Origin of the sequence: Paraburkholderia sp. PREW-6R, from assembly GCF_039621805.1 — a bacterium.
Lineage (GTDB): Bacteria > Pseudomonadota > Gammaproteobacteria > Burkholderiales > Burkholderiaceae > Paraburkholderia.
This window is the reverse complement of the sequence record NZ_CP155074.1, coordinates 1,856,818-1,873,637: the sequence shown is the minus strand read 5'-3', so window position 1 is coordinate 1,873,637 and position 16,820 is coordinate 1,856,818. Positions and strand designations below refer to the sequence as shown.

9 protein-coding genes, 2 tRNA genes and 3 rRNA genes are annotated in these 16,820 nt (G+C 58.9%); 9 read left to right on the top strand and 5 right to left on the bottom strand.

Annotated elements, in window-relative coordinates; all coding sequences use genetic code 11:
• Positions 1–254: 254 nt before the first annotated feature.
• Positions 255–989, bottom strand: coding sequence for a 2OG-Fe(II) oxygenase (locus AAGS40_RS23605; protein WP_345815367.1), 735 nt, complete (start codon positions 987–989; stop codon positions 255–257).
• A gap of 206 nt (positions 990–1,195) precedes the next feature.
• On the opposite strand from AAGS40_RS23605, the gene AAGS40_RS23600 reads away from it, so the two are divergent.
• Positions 1,196–2,038 (top strand): MaoC family dehydratase N-terminal domain-containing protein, encoded by an 843-nt coding sequence (locus AAGS40_RS23600; protein WP_345815365.1) that lies wholly within the window; start codon positions 1,196–1,198, stop codon positions 2,036–2,038.
• 192 nt (positions 2,039–2,230) lie between these two features.
• Here AAGS40_RS23600 and AAGS40_RS23595 read toward each other — a convergent pair whose 3' ends face one another.
• Positions 2,231–2,599: a response regulator gene (locus AAGS40_RS23595; RefSeq protein ID WP_345815363.1), complete on the bottom strand. Its 369-nt coding sequence runs from the start codon at positions 2,597–2,599 to the stop codon at positions 2,231–2,233.
• Positions 2,600–3,004: 405 nt separating this feature from the next.
• Here AAGS40_RS23595 and AAGS40_RS23590 point away from each other — a divergent pair, with 405 nt between their 5' ends.
• The 3 genes from AAGS40_RS23590 (at position 3,005) to AAGS40_RS23580 (ending at position 6,786) form a co-directional block, all read left to right on the top strand.
• The gene (locus AAGS40_RS23590) at positions 3,005–4,504 is read left to right on the top strand and encodes an aldehyde dehydrogenase family protein (RefSeq protein WP_345815362.1); all 1,500 of its coding nucleotides are present in this window, start codon (positions 3,005–3,007) and stop codon (positions 4,502–4,504) included.
• A gap of 136 nt (positions 4,505–4,640) precedes the next feature.
• Entirely contained in the window at positions 4,641–5,813 is a 1,173-nt protein-coding gene (locus tag AAGS40_RS23585; RefSeq protein ID WP_345815360.1) for an FAD-binding oxidoreductase, read from the top strand.
• A 472-nt stretch (positions 5,814–6,285) separates the two neighbouring features.
• Positions 6,286–6,786, top strand: coding sequence for a hemerythrin domain-containing protein (locus tag AAGS40_RS23580; protein WP_345816558.1), 501 nt, complete (start codon positions 6,286–6,288; stop codon positions 6,784–6,786).
• Between the two features lie 82 nt (positions 6,787–6,868).
• Here AAGS40_RS23580 and AAGS40_RS23575 read toward each other — a convergent pair whose 3' ends face one another.
• Together AAGS40_RS23575 and rpoD are read right to left on the bottom strand one after the other, a co-directional pair.
• On the bottom strand, positions 6,869–7,345 hold the full coding sequence (locus AAGS40_RS23575; RefSeq protein ID WP_345815358.1) for a PRC-barrel domain-containing protein: 477 nt from the start codon (positions 7,343–7,345) through the stop codon (positions 6,869–6,871).
• Positions 7,346–7,773: 428 nt separating this feature from the next.
• On the bottom strand, positions 7,774–9,768 hold the full coding sequence (rpoD, locus tag AAGS40_RS23570; RefSeq protein WP_345815356.1) for an RNA polymerase sigma factor RpoD: 1,995 nt from the start codon (positions 9,766–9,768) through the stop codon (positions 7,774–7,776).
• 789 nt (positions 9,769–10,557) lie between these two features.
• Here rpoD and AAGS40_RS23565 point away from each other — a divergent pair.
• The 5 genes from AAGS40_RS23565 to rrf all read left to right on the top strand — a co-directional run bounded on the left by AAGS40_RS23565 (position 10,558) and on the right by rrf (position 15,938).
• Positions 10,558–12,090 (top strand): 16S ribosomal RNA (locus tag AAGS40_RS23565).
• A 95-nt stretch (positions 12,091–12,185) separates the two neighbouring features.
• Positions 12,186–12,262, top strand: a tRNA-Ile gene (locus tag AAGS40_RS23560).
• A gap of 69 nt (positions 12,263–12,331) precedes the next feature.
• Positions 12,332–12,407 (top strand) — tRNA-Ala (locus AAGS40_RS23555).
• Positions 12,408–12,723: 316 nt separating this feature from the next.
• Positions 12,724–15,607, top strand: a 23S ribosomal RNA gene (locus AAGS40_RS23550).
• A gap of 217 nt (positions 15,608–15,824) precedes the next feature.
• Positions 15,825–15,938, top strand: a 5S ribosomal RNA gene (gene rrf, locus AAGS40_RS23545).
• The 16S, 23S and 5S rRNA genes sit together here with 2 tRNA genes alongside, the layout of an rRNA operon.
• Positions 15,939–16,153: 215 nt before the next feature.
• Here rrf and AAGS40_RS23540 read toward each other — a convergent pair.
• Positions 16,154–16,618: a hypothetical protein gene (locus AAGS40_RS23540; RefSeq protein WP_345815355.1), complete on the bottom strand. Its 465-nt coding sequence runs from the start codon at positions 16,616–16,618 to the stop codon at positions 16,154–16,156.
• Positions 16,619–16,820 lie beyond the last annotated feature (202 nt).

The window sequence follows — 16,820 nt, the reverse complement described above, 5'->3', positions numbered from 1 at the left end:
TGCGGCGATGCAGCAGAGGGCGGAGCGGATTTCAGCCGTGCAACGGGCATCAGGCCGCGCTCAACGGTGTCGTGTACCAGGCTGGCATCGGGCTTGGGTCGGCATCAGGCACCAAGCCCCAAGCCTCGGCACCGGGCATTAGCCTTATAGGCATCAGGCATCAGGCATCAGGCATCAGGCATCAGGCCTCAGGCATCAGGCTTTAGGCCATCGTGGCGCGTCAGCACTGAGCACATTGCGATTTGAGAAACGCGTCACGTCGCGTCATGAAAAATCACGCCGACGGTGTGCCGGTGGCCGGAACGCAGCCGGCTTACGCCGTGCCGCATAGTCACGCGGTAAGGTCCGCGCGTGCCCTGCACCGGCCGTTGATGCACGGCGAACACCACTGCGTCGCCCTTGCCAAGCGGCACGACCTCGGTGCGCGACTGCATCCGCGGACGCTGCCCCGTCATGACGAATTCGCCGCCGGTGAAGTCCTTGCCCGGCTCGGACAGCAAAATCGCGACCTGTAGTGGAAACACGTGCTCGCCATACAGATCCTGATGCAGACAGTTGTAATCGTCAGTGGCGTACTGGAGGATCAGCGGCGTTGGGCGTGTCTGCCCAGCAGCGTGGCAGCGCGCGATGAACGCCTCGTGCGTCGCCGGATAGCGGATGTCAATCCCCATCACCTCGTTCCAGCGATTCGCGATCGGCGCGAGATGCGGATAGAGCGCGCCGCGTAGGTCCGCAATCAGCGGCGGCAGCGGATAGGCAAAGTACTTGTACTCGCCGCGGCCAAAGCCGTGCCGCGCCATCACCACGCGGCTGCGGTACAGCGTATCGCATGGATAGAGGGCGGCGAGCGTGTCGCATTCGTCGGCGCGTAGCAGCGTTGGGAGCACTGCACAGCCGTAGCTGTTCAGTTCGTCTTCGGCGTGGAACCAGTCGATCTCAGCCACGCGCTGCGCAACCGCCGGCGCGTCTTGTGTGGCAACCGTAGTCATCAAGCGTCTCCATAAACCCTGATTGTGCGATGCCCCCAGTGTAGAGACGTGCGCCGTGTCTCACACCCCGACTCTTGCTGCGCCATTCTTCAGGCGCAGCGCGCGCATCGATTACCGCGAGGCCGCACGAACTTCACAAACAAGGCAAAGTGCGGTTCATAGTGATGACGTTTTCGTGCCCGAACCGCTACCTGGAGACTGTGCCCATGTCCGCTTTCCCGCAGAACCTCGACGACTGGCTCGACAAGGAAGAGCTAACGGAAGACGACATCACCGCGTTTCCGTTAAAAGCGATGGCTGCTACGCTCGATCGCAACGAAAGCGGCCATGTTGTGCCGCCGCTGTGGCACTGGCTTTACTTTTTGCCCATTTCGCCGTTGTCCGAGGCCGGGCCGGATGGGCATCCCAAGCGCGGTGGCTTCCTGCCGCCCGTACCATTGCCGCGCCGCATGTGGGCAGGTGGGCGTCTGACATTTCACGCGCCGCTGCACGTCGGCGAGCACGCGACGCGAACGTCGACAATCGCCAATATCGAAGACAAGACCGGCCGTTCAGGGCGCCTCGTGTTCGTCACTGTGCAACATACGATCGAAGCCGGCGGCGAACTGAAGATCGAGGAAGAGCATGACATCGTCTATCGCGACGCGCCGCAGGAAGATGCGCAGCCGCCGAGGCACGTGCCCGCGCCAATGGACGAAACGTGGCACCGCACGATCGACGCGGACGCCGTCATGCTGTTCCGTTACTCGGCGCTGACGTTCAACGGGCATCGCATCCATTACGACTATCCGTATGTGACGCAGGTGGAAGGCTATCCGGGGCTGATCGTCCACGGTCCGCTGATTGCGACGCTGCTCGTCGATCTGGTGCGCCGTAAGCGGCCTGATGCGACAGTCACGAGTTTCGCCTTTCGAGCGCAGCGGCCCACGTTTGCCGGCCATCCGCTGACGGTGTGCGGGAAACCGTCAGCGGATGGCAAGACCGTCGAACTATGGGCAAAGGATCATGAGGGCTATCTGACGATGAGCGCGACGGCCGCACTGGCCTGATGCTGTAACGTTTGTCTTTGTGCACGGTGACAGGCGTGCCATCAATGCCGTGAACGCGATGGGCTCCATGAACAGCGGCGCTCGTTGCCGTGCGCAGCTTGCCGGCTCCATGCCCTCTCCCGGTGCGCAATGCAATTCAGGAGTGAACGGCAGAATGGCCATCCGACGCTCACAGCGTCTGAAAACCGCTGTTTAGCAAGTGGCGCGGGTCATCGCGCCGGTTTCGCATTCGGCGAGAAGCGACAGCAGTTTGTCCAGTGCGAACGGCTTGCGCAGAAAGCCTTTGACAGGCAGCGACGGCGCATCGCCGCTGCCGCTCGTCAGGATCACCGGCACCGAGGCCAGTTCGCTTTGCGCCTGCATCGATTCAATCAATTCGGCGCCGTCCATATTGGGCATGCGCCAATCGCACACCACGGCGCTAACGCGCGTGCGCTGCAATCTCTCGAATGCCTCGGCGCCGTCGGCTGCCGTGGTCACTGTATAACCCCGGCCAACGAGCACCGCGCGCAGTGCGGACAGTGCTTCGGGTTGATCATCTACCAGTAAAACGCGACTCATATTGCTTAACCTGAAAAATATCGAATGTGGCGACGCATTTTTTGCATCGCTCAGGACAGCATGGCCAGCCTAAAAGGCGTCCTTCCTCTGTCGAAGCGGCTCTTTTAAGCAAACGGCATGCCACGCGCCTCGGTGCGAAGAACGGCGTATGGCCGGATCGTCTCGTCGACTGGACTCGGCACGAGTTTCAACGCTTACGGGCGTTCCTGTATCTCGCCAGAGTTTCGCTTCTGTCCAGGCCTGCCGACGGTCGAAGATGTCATGCGCGAAGATTTCCAATCGGAAACTGCTGACCGCTGAACGCTGAATTACTACTGTGGGAGGCGGCCTTGTCGCCATAAAACCTGGCGTGTATAGTTTCCGAAGCGACTCTTGTTTCGCATCGGAAATAAAAAGGGATTTTCCATGGACGCTTCCACCATCCTCGCGGACCTCGGTATCGCGCACGCGGCACAAGCCGGCGACATCGCGGTTCATTCGCCAATTACGGGCGGCCTCATCGGCCGCGTTGCGAGCAATACGGTGGCGGAAGTCGACGCGGCGCTTGCTCGCGCGCAAGAGGCATACATCACCTGGCGCAATGTTCCTGCGCCGCGGCGCGGCGAACTGGTGCGTCTGCTCGGCAACCGTCTGCGGGAAAAGAAGCACGCGCTTGGTAGCATCATCACGCTCGAAACCGGCAAGATCCTCCAGGAAGGGATGGGCGAAGTGCAGGAGATGATCGACATCTGCGACTTCGCGGTCGGCTTGTCCCGGCAGTTGTACGGCCTGACTATCGCGTCGGAAAGACCCGGTCATCGGATGGCCGAAACGTGGCATCCGCTCGGCACGTGCGTCGTGATCTCCGCATTCAATTTTCCGGCGGCGGTCTGGTCGTGGAACGCGGCGCTTGCGCTGGTCTGCGGCAATGCGGTGATCTGGAAGCCGTCGGAGAAAACGCCGCTGACGGCGCTCGCCGTCAATCAGATTCTCAACGAAGCGTTAAAGGAATTCGGCGACGCACCGGCCGGCCTGACTGCGTTGATCAACGGTGGCCGCGATGTCGGCGCCAAACTGGTGGCCGATCCGCGTGCATCGATCGTCAGCGCGACGGGTAGCACGGAAATGGGCCGCACGGTCGGCGCGGAAGTGGCGAAGCGCTTTGGCCGCTCGCTGCTCGAACTCGGCGGCAATAACGCGGGCATCGTCACGCAAACGGCGGATCACGAACTCGCGATGCGCGGCATTCTGTTCTCGGCGGTCGGCACTGCGGGTCAGCGCTGCACGTCGCTGCGGCGTCTGTTCGTACATGAAAGCGTGTACGACAAGACCGTCGAACGGCTCAAGCAGTTGTACAGCAAGGTGCCGATCGGCAACCCGCTCGAAAAGGGCACGCTGATGGGTCCGCTGATCGACAGGCAGTCGTACGCACGCATGCAGGAGGCATTGCAGCAGGCTGCGAGCGAAGGCGGCAAGGTGTTCGGCGGTGAGCGCGTCGAGGTGAAAGGCTACGAGGGCGGCCATTATGTGCGTCCGGCAATCGTCGAAATGCCGTCGCAGACTGCTGTCGTGTTGAAGGAGACGTTTGCGCCGATCCTGTACGTGCTGCGCTACTCGGACTTCGCGGACGCTATCGAAGCAAACAATGCAGCCGTTCATGGTTTGTCCTCGTGCGTGTTCACGACAGACCTGCGCGAAGCCGAGCGTTTCCTGTCCGACTCGGGCAGCGATTGCGGCATCGCCAACGTGAACATCGGACCGAGCGGCGCGGAGATCGGCGGCGCGTTTGGTGGCGAGAAGGAAACCGGCGGCGGTCGCGAGTCAGGCTCGGACGCGTGGAAAGCGTATATGCGGCGTGCGACGAACACCGTGAACTATTCGTCGGCGCTGCCGCTCGCGCAGGGCATCGACTTCAATATCGACTGACGCGACGCCGCTCGCGCCTCCGGGCGTGAACGCGCGGCATCATCGCGCGCCGCGCTGCAGGATAGACGCAACATCTTCGGCAATGCCGTGACGGCGCCTGCCGTGCCGAGCAGCCACGTAATTCATGGGGTAAGGCGTGAGTTCGAAAGTCGTGATCGTCGGCGGTGGGGTAATCGGCAGTTCGATTGCGTATTTCTTGCGGCTGGCTGATCCAACAGTCGGCGTGACCGTGATCGAGCGTGATCCAACTTATGCGCGCTCGTCGTCGGCTTTGTCCGCGGCATCCATCCGGCAGCAATTTTCCACGCCGCTGTCCATTCAGATGTCGCTGTTCGGCATCGAGTTCTTGCGCACGATCGGCGAGCGGCTGGAAATCAACGGCACGCAACCCTCCATCGATCTTCACGAAGGCGGCTATCTGTTCCTCGCGACGCGCGCCGGTGAAGCCACGCTGCGCGAAAATCACGCGCTGCAAAGAAGTCTTGGTGCGGACATCAGTCTGCTCGAGCAGGCCGCGCTGCGCGCGCGCTTCCCTTGGCTGAACACCGAAGACCTCGCGGCCGGCGCTTACGGCGAGAGCGGCGAGGGCTGGTTCGACGGTTACGGACTCGTGCAGGCGCTGCGCAAAAAGGCGCAGTCGCTCGGCGCGCATTATGTTGCGGATCACGTTACCGCGCTGCTTCGCGACGGCCGGCGCGTGACTCAGGTTCACACCATGAGCGGCGACGCGTATCCATGTGATGTCGTAGTCAACGCGGCCGGCGCGTGGTCGCGTCATGTGGCGCAGATGGTGGGAATCGACCTGCCGGTGTACGCGCGACGCCGCAGCATTTTCAATGTCACGTCGCCGGGCCGCCTCGATGGTTGTCCGCTGCTGATCGATCCAAGCGGCGTTTATTTCCGGCCCGAAGGTCATTCGTTCATTTGCGGCACGTCGCCTTCGGCGGATAACGACCCGAACGATCTGCCGCTCGATGAGGTCGATCATGCGCTCTTCGAGGACATGATCTGGCCGACGCTTGCGCATCGCGTGCCGCAATTCGAAGCGCTGCGCGTGCAGAACTGCTGGTCGGGCTATTACGAGTACAACGTGCTCGACCAGAACGCGATCATCGGCCATCACCCGGAAGTCGATAACTGTCTGTTCGCGAATGGTTTCAGCGGCCACGGCTTGCAACAGGGTCCGGCCACGGGCCGCGGCATCAGCGAACTCATCCTGCATGGGCGTTACACGTCGCTCGATCTGAGTTCGCTGAGCTTTTCGCGCGTGCTGGAAAACCGTCCGATCGTGGAAAAAAACGTGGTTTAGTCGTCCGCGCTACGACATCTATTTCGGCACGCCGCAGCACAAACTACGCGTAGTGCTCGCATAAGACACTTACGGCGCTGTCCAGGGTCTGCATGTCGTCTCGCCTGACGGCGCGCACGGCTGGCATGGCGACCGTGTCGCGCCGGACTGACGCTGGCGAGACTTTTCGAGATGCCCAGGGCAAGTGCGGGCAGCACGGGCAATGTCAATTGGCTCAAGGAGTTGAGTCAGTCTTGCGCAAGATATCCACAGGCTTGCAAACAATTTCTGTGGACAAATGGGATGGCGGGTTTTCGTCTCTCTTGCGGCCCGGTTTTAGCGTTAGACGCGGATTGCCTGAGTGCGGAACGGCGCTTGCGATAGCCGTTTCATGCGAGTGAACGCCATCAACGGACGGGACTCGCCAAACCGAATGAACCCCCAAGGGAGAACTGTTATGGCTCAAGCTGAAACCATCGAGAAACAACCGGCAATGCCGGCAGACGGCACGCAGGACGCGTTGGCGTTGCTCGAAGCCGACCACCGTGCGGTGGAAAAACTGTTCGACGCGTTCAAGCGGGCCGGGGATGACGACCTGGAAGCCAAAGCCGCGCTTGTGCAGCGCGCTTGCGAGCAGCTGACCATGCACGCGATCATCGAGGAAGAGTTGCTTTATCCCGCCGCGCAGGAAGCTTTGCCGGACGACGACAAGCTCGACGTCGACGAGGCCTATATCGAACATTACCTCGTCAAGACATTGATTGCGAAGTTCGAGACGATGAAGGCCGGCGACAAAGGGTTTGATGCGACTTTCAAGGTGATGTCGGAAATGGTCCAGCATCACGTCGAAGAGGAAGAGGAGGAACTGTTCCCGGAACTGCGGCGTACGAAATGCGACCTCATCGCGCTCGGCAAGAAGATCGCGGCGCGCAAACAGGAGCTACAGGCGAAGCTGGACGCAGTGGGTAGCCGGTCAGTCGGAGACAAGACCTGAAAATGGTTGCGACTGTCTGACTGACTTACCGAGACGGGCGCAGCATCGCTCATGCTGCGCCCTTTTTCAGAGCGCGTTGCGTTCAGAGATTCGGATCGACGTCGCGTTCTTCGACAATGTCGCGTGTCGCGTTCCAGTACGGCGTGCGATTGTAGTACTCATATACCGATGCACCCCATTGCGCGTCGGCCATCGCCGGCCAGTGCTCCTTGTCGAAGCCCGGCGCGCTCTTGATCCGCTCGGCAGGTGCGTCGAGGACGAAACATCGGTCATCGGTGTCGAGTGTCAGCGCGCTCCACGGAATTGCGTGCAGCGTGTCGCCGACGCCGAGAAAACCGCCGCTTGACAACACCGCATAGGCAATCCGGCCGCCGCGCACGTCGAGCATGATGTCGGAAATCTTGCCGACGTGTTCGCCGTCGGACGACATCACTTTATTGCCGTCGAGCGTAGCGGCCGCCATGACGTCCGGCCCGGGCCCTGCGCCGACGCCCGTACCAACTATATTTGCGCCTTGGGTGGCCGCCGGTGCGGGCTTTTGAGGGTCGAGCAAGGTCATGATGTGCTCCTTCAGGAAAGCATACCCGGTTGCCGCAACGACTATGCCCAACGTCGAGGAATGGTCGCCGCCATCCGGTGGCCTCGCCATCGGCGCCGCTGGTCACGCATTCACGTTTTCGTCGGTGCCACGGAGCCCGCTTTGCATTCGCCGGGAGCGTTACTGGCGAAAGTTACGCGGGGTGCTTGCCGCTTTTTACCCGCGCTCAAGTCTTAACCGCCGCAGCCGACGGGATCCGTCAGCGTTCCATACGGCGGGGCGCTGGGTAGCGGCGAGTATCAGCCTCGGCGGGATCATTACACTGCTTGCCTGATGCCGATGGTTGATCGCTGATTCCGCCGGCCCGATAACGCGCAGAAAAAGCGAAGGGCCCGACGTGCGCGAAGCACGTCGGGCCCTTCGTCCAGCCTGGTCAGGCGTCGTACTGTTTAACGGTCGAGGAACGACTTCAGGCGATCCGCGCGGCTCGGATGCATTAGCTTGCGCATAGCCTTGCTCTCGATCTGGCGAATCCGCTCACGTGTGACGTCGAACTGCTTGCCCACTTCTTCGAGCGTGTGGTCCGACTTCGTGTTGATGCCGTAGCGCATGCGCAGCACCTTGGCTTCGCGCGGGGACAGCGAGTCGAGCGCGTCGTCGATGGCGGCGCGCAAGTCGGCTTGCATCGCGGCATCCGCCGGCGACGAAGCCGCCGAGTCTTCGATCATGTCGCCGAGCGTGGCATCGCCGTCGTCGCCGACCGGCGTTTCCATCGACACCGGCTGCTTGGCGATTTTCAGAATGCCGCGCACTTTCTCTTCCGACAGTTCCATGCGTTCCGCGAGCACGGACGGATGCGCTTCCTGACCTGTTTGCTGGAGGATCTCGCGCGAAATGCGGTTGAGCTTGTTGATCGTTTCGATCATGTGCACCGGCACGCGGATCGTGCGCGCCTGGTCGGCGAGCGAACGCGTGACAGCCTGGCGAACCCACCACGTGGCGTACGTGGAAAACTTCCAGCCGCGACGGTATTCAAACTTGTCCACGGCTTTCATCAGGCCGATGTTGCCTTCCTGGATGAGGTCGAGGAACAGCATGCCGCGGTTCACGTATTTCTTGGCGATCGAGATCACGAGACGCAGATTCGCCTCGATCATTTCGCTCTTCGCCTTGCGCATTTTCGATTCCGCCGCCACCATCTGGCGGTTGATCTCTTTCAGGTGCTTGAGCGGAAGCGACACGGTGGCTTCAATGTCGATCAGCTTCTGCTGTTCGGACTGAATGGCCGGCAGGTGACGCTCGAGCGCCGCGCCATACGGCGTGTTGCCGCGCGCTGCGCGCTCTGTCCACGAGAGTTCGGCCTCGTGACCCGAAAACGATTCGATGAACTTCTCGCGCGGCATGCCGCTCTTCGTGACGACGATCTGCATGATGTTGCGCTCGATTGCACGAACCTGCGCCACCTGATGCTGCACGTCGCCGCACAGGCGGTCGATGGTGCGTGCCGTAAAGCGGATCTTGGCCAGATGCTGCTGAATCTCTTCGCGAGCGCGTTGATACGCTTTCGACGTGACGTCGCCGCGCGTGTGCGACGCGTTCATCTGGTCATACAGCATGCCGACCTGGGCGAAGATTTCGAGGCAGTCGCTCGTGAGCTGCTTCAGACGCGCTTCGTCCGCCGCCGATGAGTCGGCCGGGCCGACGTCGTCGTCGCTCTCGCTGTCGTCTTCTTCGTCGGCGTCGGTGTCTTCGTCTGCCGCAGCGTCGGCGCTGACGGTTTCTTCTTCCGCGGCGACCGTGTCTTCATTCAGACCGTCGACCAGTTCGTCGATGCGCAACTCGCCGTCCGCCACCTGCTGCGCGCTTGCCAGAATTGCGGAAATCGCGAGCGGGCACGCGGCAATTGCCTGAACCATTTCGTGAAGGCCGTCTTCGATGCGCTTGGCAATCGCAATTTCGCCCGCACGGGTCAGCAGTTCGGTGGCGCCCATTTCGCGCATGTACATGCGGACCGGGTCGGTCGTGCGGCCGAATTCCGAGTCCACTGTGGAGAGCGCGACTTCGGTTTCCTCGTCGGCCTGATCGTCCGACACGACGGCGGGGGTGTTCGAGTTCAGCAGCAGCGTTTCCGCGTCCGGCGCCTGCTCGTAGACCTGCACGCCCATGTCATTGAACGCGCTGACAATGCTGTCGATCGCCGCCGTTTGCGCGAAGTTGTCGGGCAAGTGGTCATTGATCTGCGCATGGGTCAGGTAGCCTTGCTCCTTACCCAACTGGATGAGCGCGCGCATCTGGCGCTGACGCTCTTCGGCCTGCTGCGGCGGCAGTTCTGCTGCCACGGGGATTGCTTTGCCCGCTCCCTTGCCTTTGGCGGTACGGCCCGGTGCCTTGGCAGTGAAGCTGGCGGTTTCGTGTTGCGAATCTTCGCGATCAAAAGGGTTCACGTATTCTCCTCTAGAGGCTTCGCTATGAGACGCAAGACGCTACCGTCAGGCGTTTCGAGCATGGCTCAACATCACCTGAGTGACTCAACGCGGTTGTTTGGCTTGTGCTCTGGGGAGCAAAAAAGATGAGCCCGCTCGAAGCGGGCCGATAGAAATGCGCGAAATTCGCGCGGCTCGCATTATATACGACGTTGCGCGTTCGCGCGCATTGTGCGCACATCAAATCGTTGCGCGAACTTGTCGCAGGTGGGCTCCGGACGCGCGATGCAGCGCGGAACGCTCGGTGTGGGAGGGATGCATCGACGTGCGCCTTCGTCATTCACATGCCCCTCACTATATAGAGGAACACGGTCAGCGTCACACATTCAGATGGTCGCGGCCCAGCCTGCTATCTATATGAGGCGCATGTTTGTCGCGTTAAAGGGGCGGTGGTCAAAAGAAAATTCAAGGTAGGGGGTTGACGGCACGTCGATCGTTCTTCATAATCTCGCTTCTTTGCTGCTGATGCAGCGGGCGCAGAAACGAAGCGGTGCAGGGGGTGGCGAAGGTAGTCATCCGGTGCAGCGCGCTCGTGGATGCGTAACTGATCTTTAAAAACTAACAGCCGATAAGTGTGGGCGCTTGATGCGCTGGCGCACACCGGGTCTTACGGGGCCGGGTGAGGCGAAAGTATCAGGTCTCACACAGTAATGAAAGGAAGGTTTTTTCATCGAGAGATGGAAGGATCATTCGTCAGTACGTTGAGTGAGCGACCGGGTTCGAAAGAGCCCGAGAAACAGTAACAGGTTTGAACTGAAGAGTTTGATCCTGGCTCAGATTGAACGCTGGCGGCATGCCTTACACATGCAAGTCGAACGGCAGCACGGGGGCAACCCTGGTGGCGAGTGGCGAACGGGTGAGTAATACATCGGAACGTGTCCTGTAGTGGGGGATAGCCCGGCGAAAGCCGGATTAATACCGCATACGCTCTGCGGAGGAAAGCGGGGGATCCTTCGGGACCTCGTGCTACAGGGGCGGCCGATGGCAGATTAGCTAGTTGGTGGGGTAAAGGCCTACCAAGGCGACGATCTGTAGCTGGTCTGAGAGGACGACCAGCCACACTGGGACTGAGACACGGCCCAGACTCCTACGGGAGGCAGCAGTGGGGAATTTTGGACAATGGGCGCAAGCCTGATCCAGCAATGCCGCGTGTGTGAAGAAGGCCTTCGGGTTGTAAAGCACTTTTGTCCGGAAAGAAAACGCTGTGGTTAATACCTGTGGCGGATGACGGTACCGGAAGAATAAGCACCGGCTAACTACGTGCCAGCAGCCGCGGTAATACGTAGGGTGCAAGCGTTAATCGGAATTACTGGGCGTAAAGCGTGCGCAGGCGGTTCGCTAAGACAGATGTGAAATCCCCGGGCTTAACCTGGGAACTGCATTTGTGACTGGCGGGCTAGAGTATGGCAGAGGGGGGTAGAATTCCACGTGTAGCAGTGAAATGCGTAGAGATGTGGAGGAATACCGATGGCGAAGGCAGCCCCCTGGGCCAATACTGACGCTCATGCACGAAAGCGTGGGGAGCAAACAGGATTAGATACCCTGGTAGTCCACGCCCTAAACGATGTCAACTGGTTGTCGGGCCTTCATTGGCTTGGTAACGTAGCTAACGCGTGAAGTTGACCGCCTGGGGAGTACGGTCGCAAGATTAAAACTCAAAGGAATTGACGGGGACCCGCACAAGCGGTGGATGATGTGGATTAATTCGATGCAACGCGAAAAACCTTACCTACCCTTGACATGTATGGAAGTCTGCCGAGAGGTGGATGTGCCCGAAAGGGAGCCATAACACAGGTGCTGCATGGCTGTCGTCAGCTCGTGTCGTGAGATGTTGGGTTAAGTCCCGCAACGAGCGCAACCCTTGTCCCTAGTTGCTACGCAAGAGCACTCCAGGGAGACTGCCGGTGACAAACCGGAGGAAGGTGGGGATGACGTCAAGTCCTCATGGCCCTTATGGGTAGGGCTTCACACGTCATACAATGGTCGGAACAGAGGGTTGCCAAGCCGCGAGGTGGAGCCAATCCCAGAAAACCGATCGTAGTCCGGATCGCACTCTGCAACTCGGGTGCGTGAAGCTGGAATCGCTAGTAATCGCGGATCAGCATGCCGCGGTGAATACGTTCCCGGGTCTTGTACACACCGCCCGTCACACCATGGGAGTGGGTTTTACCAGAAGTGGCTAGTCTAACCGCAAGGAGGACGGTCACCACGGTAGGATTCATGACTGGGGTGAAGTCGTAACAAGGTAGCCGTATCGGAAGGTGCGGCTGGATCACCTCCTTTCCAGAGCTTATGCGTCAGGCGACGCACCAAGCGCTCACGCTTATCGGCTGTGAACTTTGAAGACACACATGCACAGCATACGCAGACAGACTCAGGGGTCTGTAGCTCAGCCGGTTAGAGCACCGTCTTGATAAGGCGGGGGTCGATGGTTCGAATCCATCCAGACCCACCACTGATTCTGCGGTGGCTGACCGGTGAGACCCCCGGGGATGGAAAGCAGATGCTGTTCTGTGCATGACCGGGGGGATTAGCTCAGCTGGGAGAGCACCTGCTTTGCAAGCAGGGGGTCGTCGGTTCGATCCCGTCATCCTCCACCAATCCTCAATGCCTAGTGTTCGGTATTCACCGAGCGTTATGCATTGGCGATTGAGCCAGTCAGAGCGATACGTGGTGATGGTAACTGCGCTATCGGCTGTCGTTCTTTAACAATCAGGAAGAAGTAGTAAAGAGATTCACGAAAGCGTGCCTCGAGATGGGTGCGTGAGTAGGTGAATCAGGGTTGTGATTGTATCAATGTATTTTTAAGTGATCGAAAGATTGCTTTGGAATACGGCGCAACACGAATACTCAACCTGTAGCGATGTGGATCACGCCGGATTCCCAGTGAATGCGGCCGAGACGCACCCGTTATAGGGTCAAGCGAACAAGTGCATGTGGTGGATGCCTTGGCGATCACAGGCGATGAAGGACGCGGTAGCCTGCGAAAAGCTACGGGGAGCTGGCAAACGAGCTTTGATCCGTAGATGTCCGAATGGGGAAACCCGGCCCGAATGGGTCATCCGTAACTGAATACATAGGTTACGCGAAGCGAACGCGGCGAACTGAAACATCTAAGTAGCCGCAGGAAAAGAAATCAACCGAGATTCCCAGAGTAGTGGCGAGCGAAATGGGAGCAGCCTGTACTCTTTATCTTCATTGTTAGTCGAACGCTCTGGAAAGTGCGGCCATAGCAGGTGATAGCCCTGTAGACGAAAACAGCGAGGAAGAACTGGGTGTACGAGAAGTAGGGCGGGACACGTGAAATCCTGTCTGAAGATGGGGGGACCATCCTCCAAGGCTAAATACTCGTGATCGACCGATAGTGAACCAGTACCGTGAGGGAAAGGCGAAAAGAACCCCGGGAGGGGAGTGAAACAGATCCTGAAACCGCATGCATACAAACAGTCGGAGCCTTCGCAAGGGGGTGACGGCGTACCTTTTGTATAATGGGTCAGCGACTTACATTCAGTGGCAAGCTTAACCGATTAGGGCAGGCGTAGCGAAAGCGAGTCCGAACAGGGCGATTTCAGTCGCTGGGTGTAGACCCGAAACCAGGTGATCTATCCATGGCCAGGATGAAGGTGCGGTAACACGTACTGGAGGTCCGAACCCACTAACGTTGAAAAGTTAGGGGATGAGCTGTGGATAGGGGTGAAAGGCTAAACAAACCTGGAAATAGCTGGTTCTCTCCGAAAACTATTTAGGTAGTGCCTCGTGTATCACCTTCGGGGGTAGAGCACTGTCATGGTTGTGGGGTCCATTGCGGATTACTACGCCATAGCAAACTCCGAATACCGAAGAGTGCAATCACGGGAGACAGACATCGGGTGCTAACGTCCGGTGTCAAGAGGGAAACAACCCAGACCGCCAGCTAAGGTCCCCAAATATTGCTAAGTGGGAAACGAAGTGGGAAGGCTAAAACAGTCAGGAGGTTGGCTTAGAAGCAGCCATCCTTTAAAGAAAGCGTAATAGCTCACTGATCGAGTCGTCCTGCGCGGAAGATGTAACGGGGCTAAGCAATATACCGAAGCTGCGGATGCATATTTATATGCATGGTAGGAGAGCGTTCCGTAAGCCTGCGAAGGTGCACTGGAAAGTGTGCTGGAGGTATCGGAAGTGCGAATGCTGACATGAGTAGCGATAAAGGGGGTGAAAAGCCCCCTCGCCGTAAGCCCAAGGTTTCCTACGCAACGTTCATCGGCGTAGGGTGAGTCGGCCCCTAAGGCGAGGCAGAAATGCGTAGCTGATGGGAAGCAGGTCAATATTCCTGCACCATTGTCAAATGCGATGGGGGGACGGATCGCGGAAGGTTGTCCGGGTGTTGGACGTCCCGGTCCTTGCATTGGAGAAGGCGCTTTGGCAAATCCGGGCGCGGAATTCAAGGGTGCGAGGCCATTCACTTCGGTGAAGAAGCAATCGGAAGTGGTTCCAGGAAAAGCCTCTAAGCTTCAGTTTGACAGTGACCGTACCGCAAACCGACACAGGTGGGCGAGATGAGTATTCTAAGGCGCTTGAGAGAACTCGGGAGAAGGAACTCGGCAAATTGGTACCGTAACTTCGGGATAAGGTACGCCCCTGTAGCTTGATGCCCCTGCGGGCAGAGGGTGAAGGGGTTGCAATAAACTGGTGGCTGCGACTGTTTAATAAAAACACAGCACTCTGCAAACACGAAAGTGGACGTATAGGGTGTGACGCCTGCCCGGTGCCGGAAGATTAAATGATGGGGTGCAAGCTCCTGATTGAAGTCCCGGTAAACGGCGGCCGTAACTATAACGGTCCTAAGGTAGCGAAATTCCTTGTCGGGTAAGTTCCGACCTGCACGAATGGCGTAACGATGGCCACACTGTCTCCTCCCGAGACTCAGCGAAGTTGAAGTGTTTGTGATGATGCAATCTCCCCGCGGCTAGACGGAAAGACCCCATGAACCTTTACTGTAGCTTTGCATTGGACTTTGAACCGGTCTGTGTAGGATAGGTGGGAGGCTTTGAAGCGTGAACGCCAGTTTGCGTGGAGCCAACCTTGAAATACCACCCTGATCTGTTTGAGGTTCTAACCTGGGTCCGTTATCCGGACCGGGGACAGTGCATGGTAGGCAGTTTGACTGGGGCGGTCTCCTCCCAAAGTGTAACGGAGGAGTACGAAGGTACGCTAGGTACGGTCGGAAATCGTGCTGATAGTGCAATGGCATAAGCGTGCTTGACTGTGAGACTGACAAGTCGAACAGGTGCGAAAGCAGGTCATAGTGATCCGGTGGTTCTGTATGGAAGGGCCATCGCTCAACGGATAAAAGGTACTCTGGGGATAACAGGCTGATACCGCCCAAGAGTTCATATCGACGGCGGTGTTTGGCACCTCGATGTCGGCTCATCTCATCCTGGGGCTGTAGCCGGTCCCAAGGGTATGGCTGTTCGCCATTTAAAGAGGTACGTGAGCTGGGTTTAAAACGTCGTGAGACAGTTTGGTCCCTATCTGCCGTGGGCGCTGGATATTTGAAGGGGGCTGCTCCTAGTACGAGAGGACCGGAGTGGACGAACCTCTGGTGTACCGGTTGTCACGCCAGTGGCATCGCCGGGTAGCTATGTTCGGAAGAGATAACCGCTGAAAGCATCTAAGCGGGAAACTCGCCTTAAGATGAGATATCCCCGGGGCTTCGAGCCCCTTGAAGGGTCGTTCAAGACCAGGACGTTGATAGGTCAGGTGTGGAAGCGCAGTAATGCGTTAAGCTAACTGATACTAATTGCCCGTAAGGCTTGATCCTATAACAGGTGTGTGACGGCCAGCCGTCAGTGCGCAAGCACTCATGGCAGGCCCACCCTGCGCCACGCGCAGGGTCTTGTGCAGACCACACACGGTTGAGATCAGTGTTGTGCCAGAAACAGCACAACCCAAAACTTCTCTGGTGAGCCTCACCAGACACTACTTCTTCCCCGATTGGTTGGGCTGTCCCCCACAGGACAGCGCAGCAACAAGTCATGCCTGATGACCATAGTGCGTCGGTCCCACCCCTTCCCATCCCGAACAGGACCGTGAAACGACGCCACGCCGATGATAGTGCGGATTACCCGTGTGAAAGTAGGTCATCGTCAGGCTCCCCAGCAGTGTCAGAAACCCCACCCCCAAAAGGTGGGGTTTCTGCGTTTACGGCGCGTGGAAACGGCGCCGCATAACCGCAGCACAGTCAGCAAAATCCGCACACTCGAAGGCGCAATCACGCGCCCTCTGCTAAACAACGCCGCAAGGCGCTGTCATCGTCTGCATCTTCGCGACAAACGCAGCGCCCGCGTTATCCGACTCCCTCGCTGTATTAAGCCCGCTTCCTCGCTGCCGCCTGATACGGTAGCCCCGCCACAAACCGATCAAGCCTTTCGCTTGCCTCAGTGACCGCCCACAACGGCGCGCGATGCAACTGTTGATCGTAACTCGTAGCGATCGCAGCAAAGGGCGCAAAGCCCGTGTCGTCGAGTTCCCATCGATCGGTTTCGCGGCCGATGTCAAATACCATCGACACAGCTCGTTCCGCCGCGCTCAGGTGCTCCTGATTCACCGAGCCGAATCCCGACTCCGCGAGAAAGCCCGTGAGCAGCATCGTCTGCGTGAGGGTTTGTGCGTCGGTCATGCTGCCGGCACCGCGACGGAGCGCATCGAGCGCAAGATGCACGCGCAGTGCGAGGTCGTCCGCGATCTGGCGCGCCAGCGGCAACAGCATGGCTTTGGCATGCCGTGCGCGGGCAGCACCAGTGTTGCGGGAAAACGGAATAGGTTGTGCCATGAAGGTCCAAATGTGTATGCCTGTGCAGATGCAATAACGGCGTGCGTCGCAAAAGGTTAAGCCCCGATAGCCGCGTGCTCCGCAAATTGACAAAAGCACACGCAGAAACCTATTCGCCACGCATAGCTGACAACGATTGGGTCGAGCCGAGCCGTCCGGAAAACCGATCGTTACCGCTTTGTTAAAGAAGTGCCGCCGAGCT

Bases quoted from the DNA above. Each gene is read 5' to 3' on its own strand.
- AAGS40_RS23605 (WP_345815367.1), bottom strand. From the start codon at position 989: ATGACTACGGTTGCCACACAAGACGCGCCGGCGGTTGCGCAGCGCGTG.
- AAGS40_RS23600 (WP_345815365.1), top strand. From the start codon at position 1,196: ATGTCCGCTTTCCCGCAGAACCTCGACGACTGGCTCGACAAGGAAGAG.
- AAGS40_RS23595 (WP_345815363.1), bottom strand. From the start codon at position 2,599: ATGAGTCGCGTTTTACTGGTAGATGATCAACCCGAAGCACTGTCCGCA.
- AAGS40_RS23590 (WP_345815362.1), top strand. From the start codon at position 3,005: ATGGACGCTTCCACCATCCTCGCGGACCTCGGTATCGCGCACGCGGCA.
- AAGS40_RS23580 (WP_345816558.1), top strand. From the start codon at position 6,286: ATGCCGGCAGACGGCACGCAGGACGCGTTGGCGTTGCTCGAAGCCGAC.
- AAGS40_RS23575 (WP_345815358.1), bottom strand. From the start codon at position 7,345: ATGACCTTGCTCGACCCTCAAAAGCCCGCACCGGCGGCCACCCAAGGC.
- AAGS40_RS23540 (WP_345815355.1), bottom strand. From the start codon at position 16,618: ATGGCACAACCTATTCCGTTTTCCCGCAACACTGGTGCTGCCCGCGCA.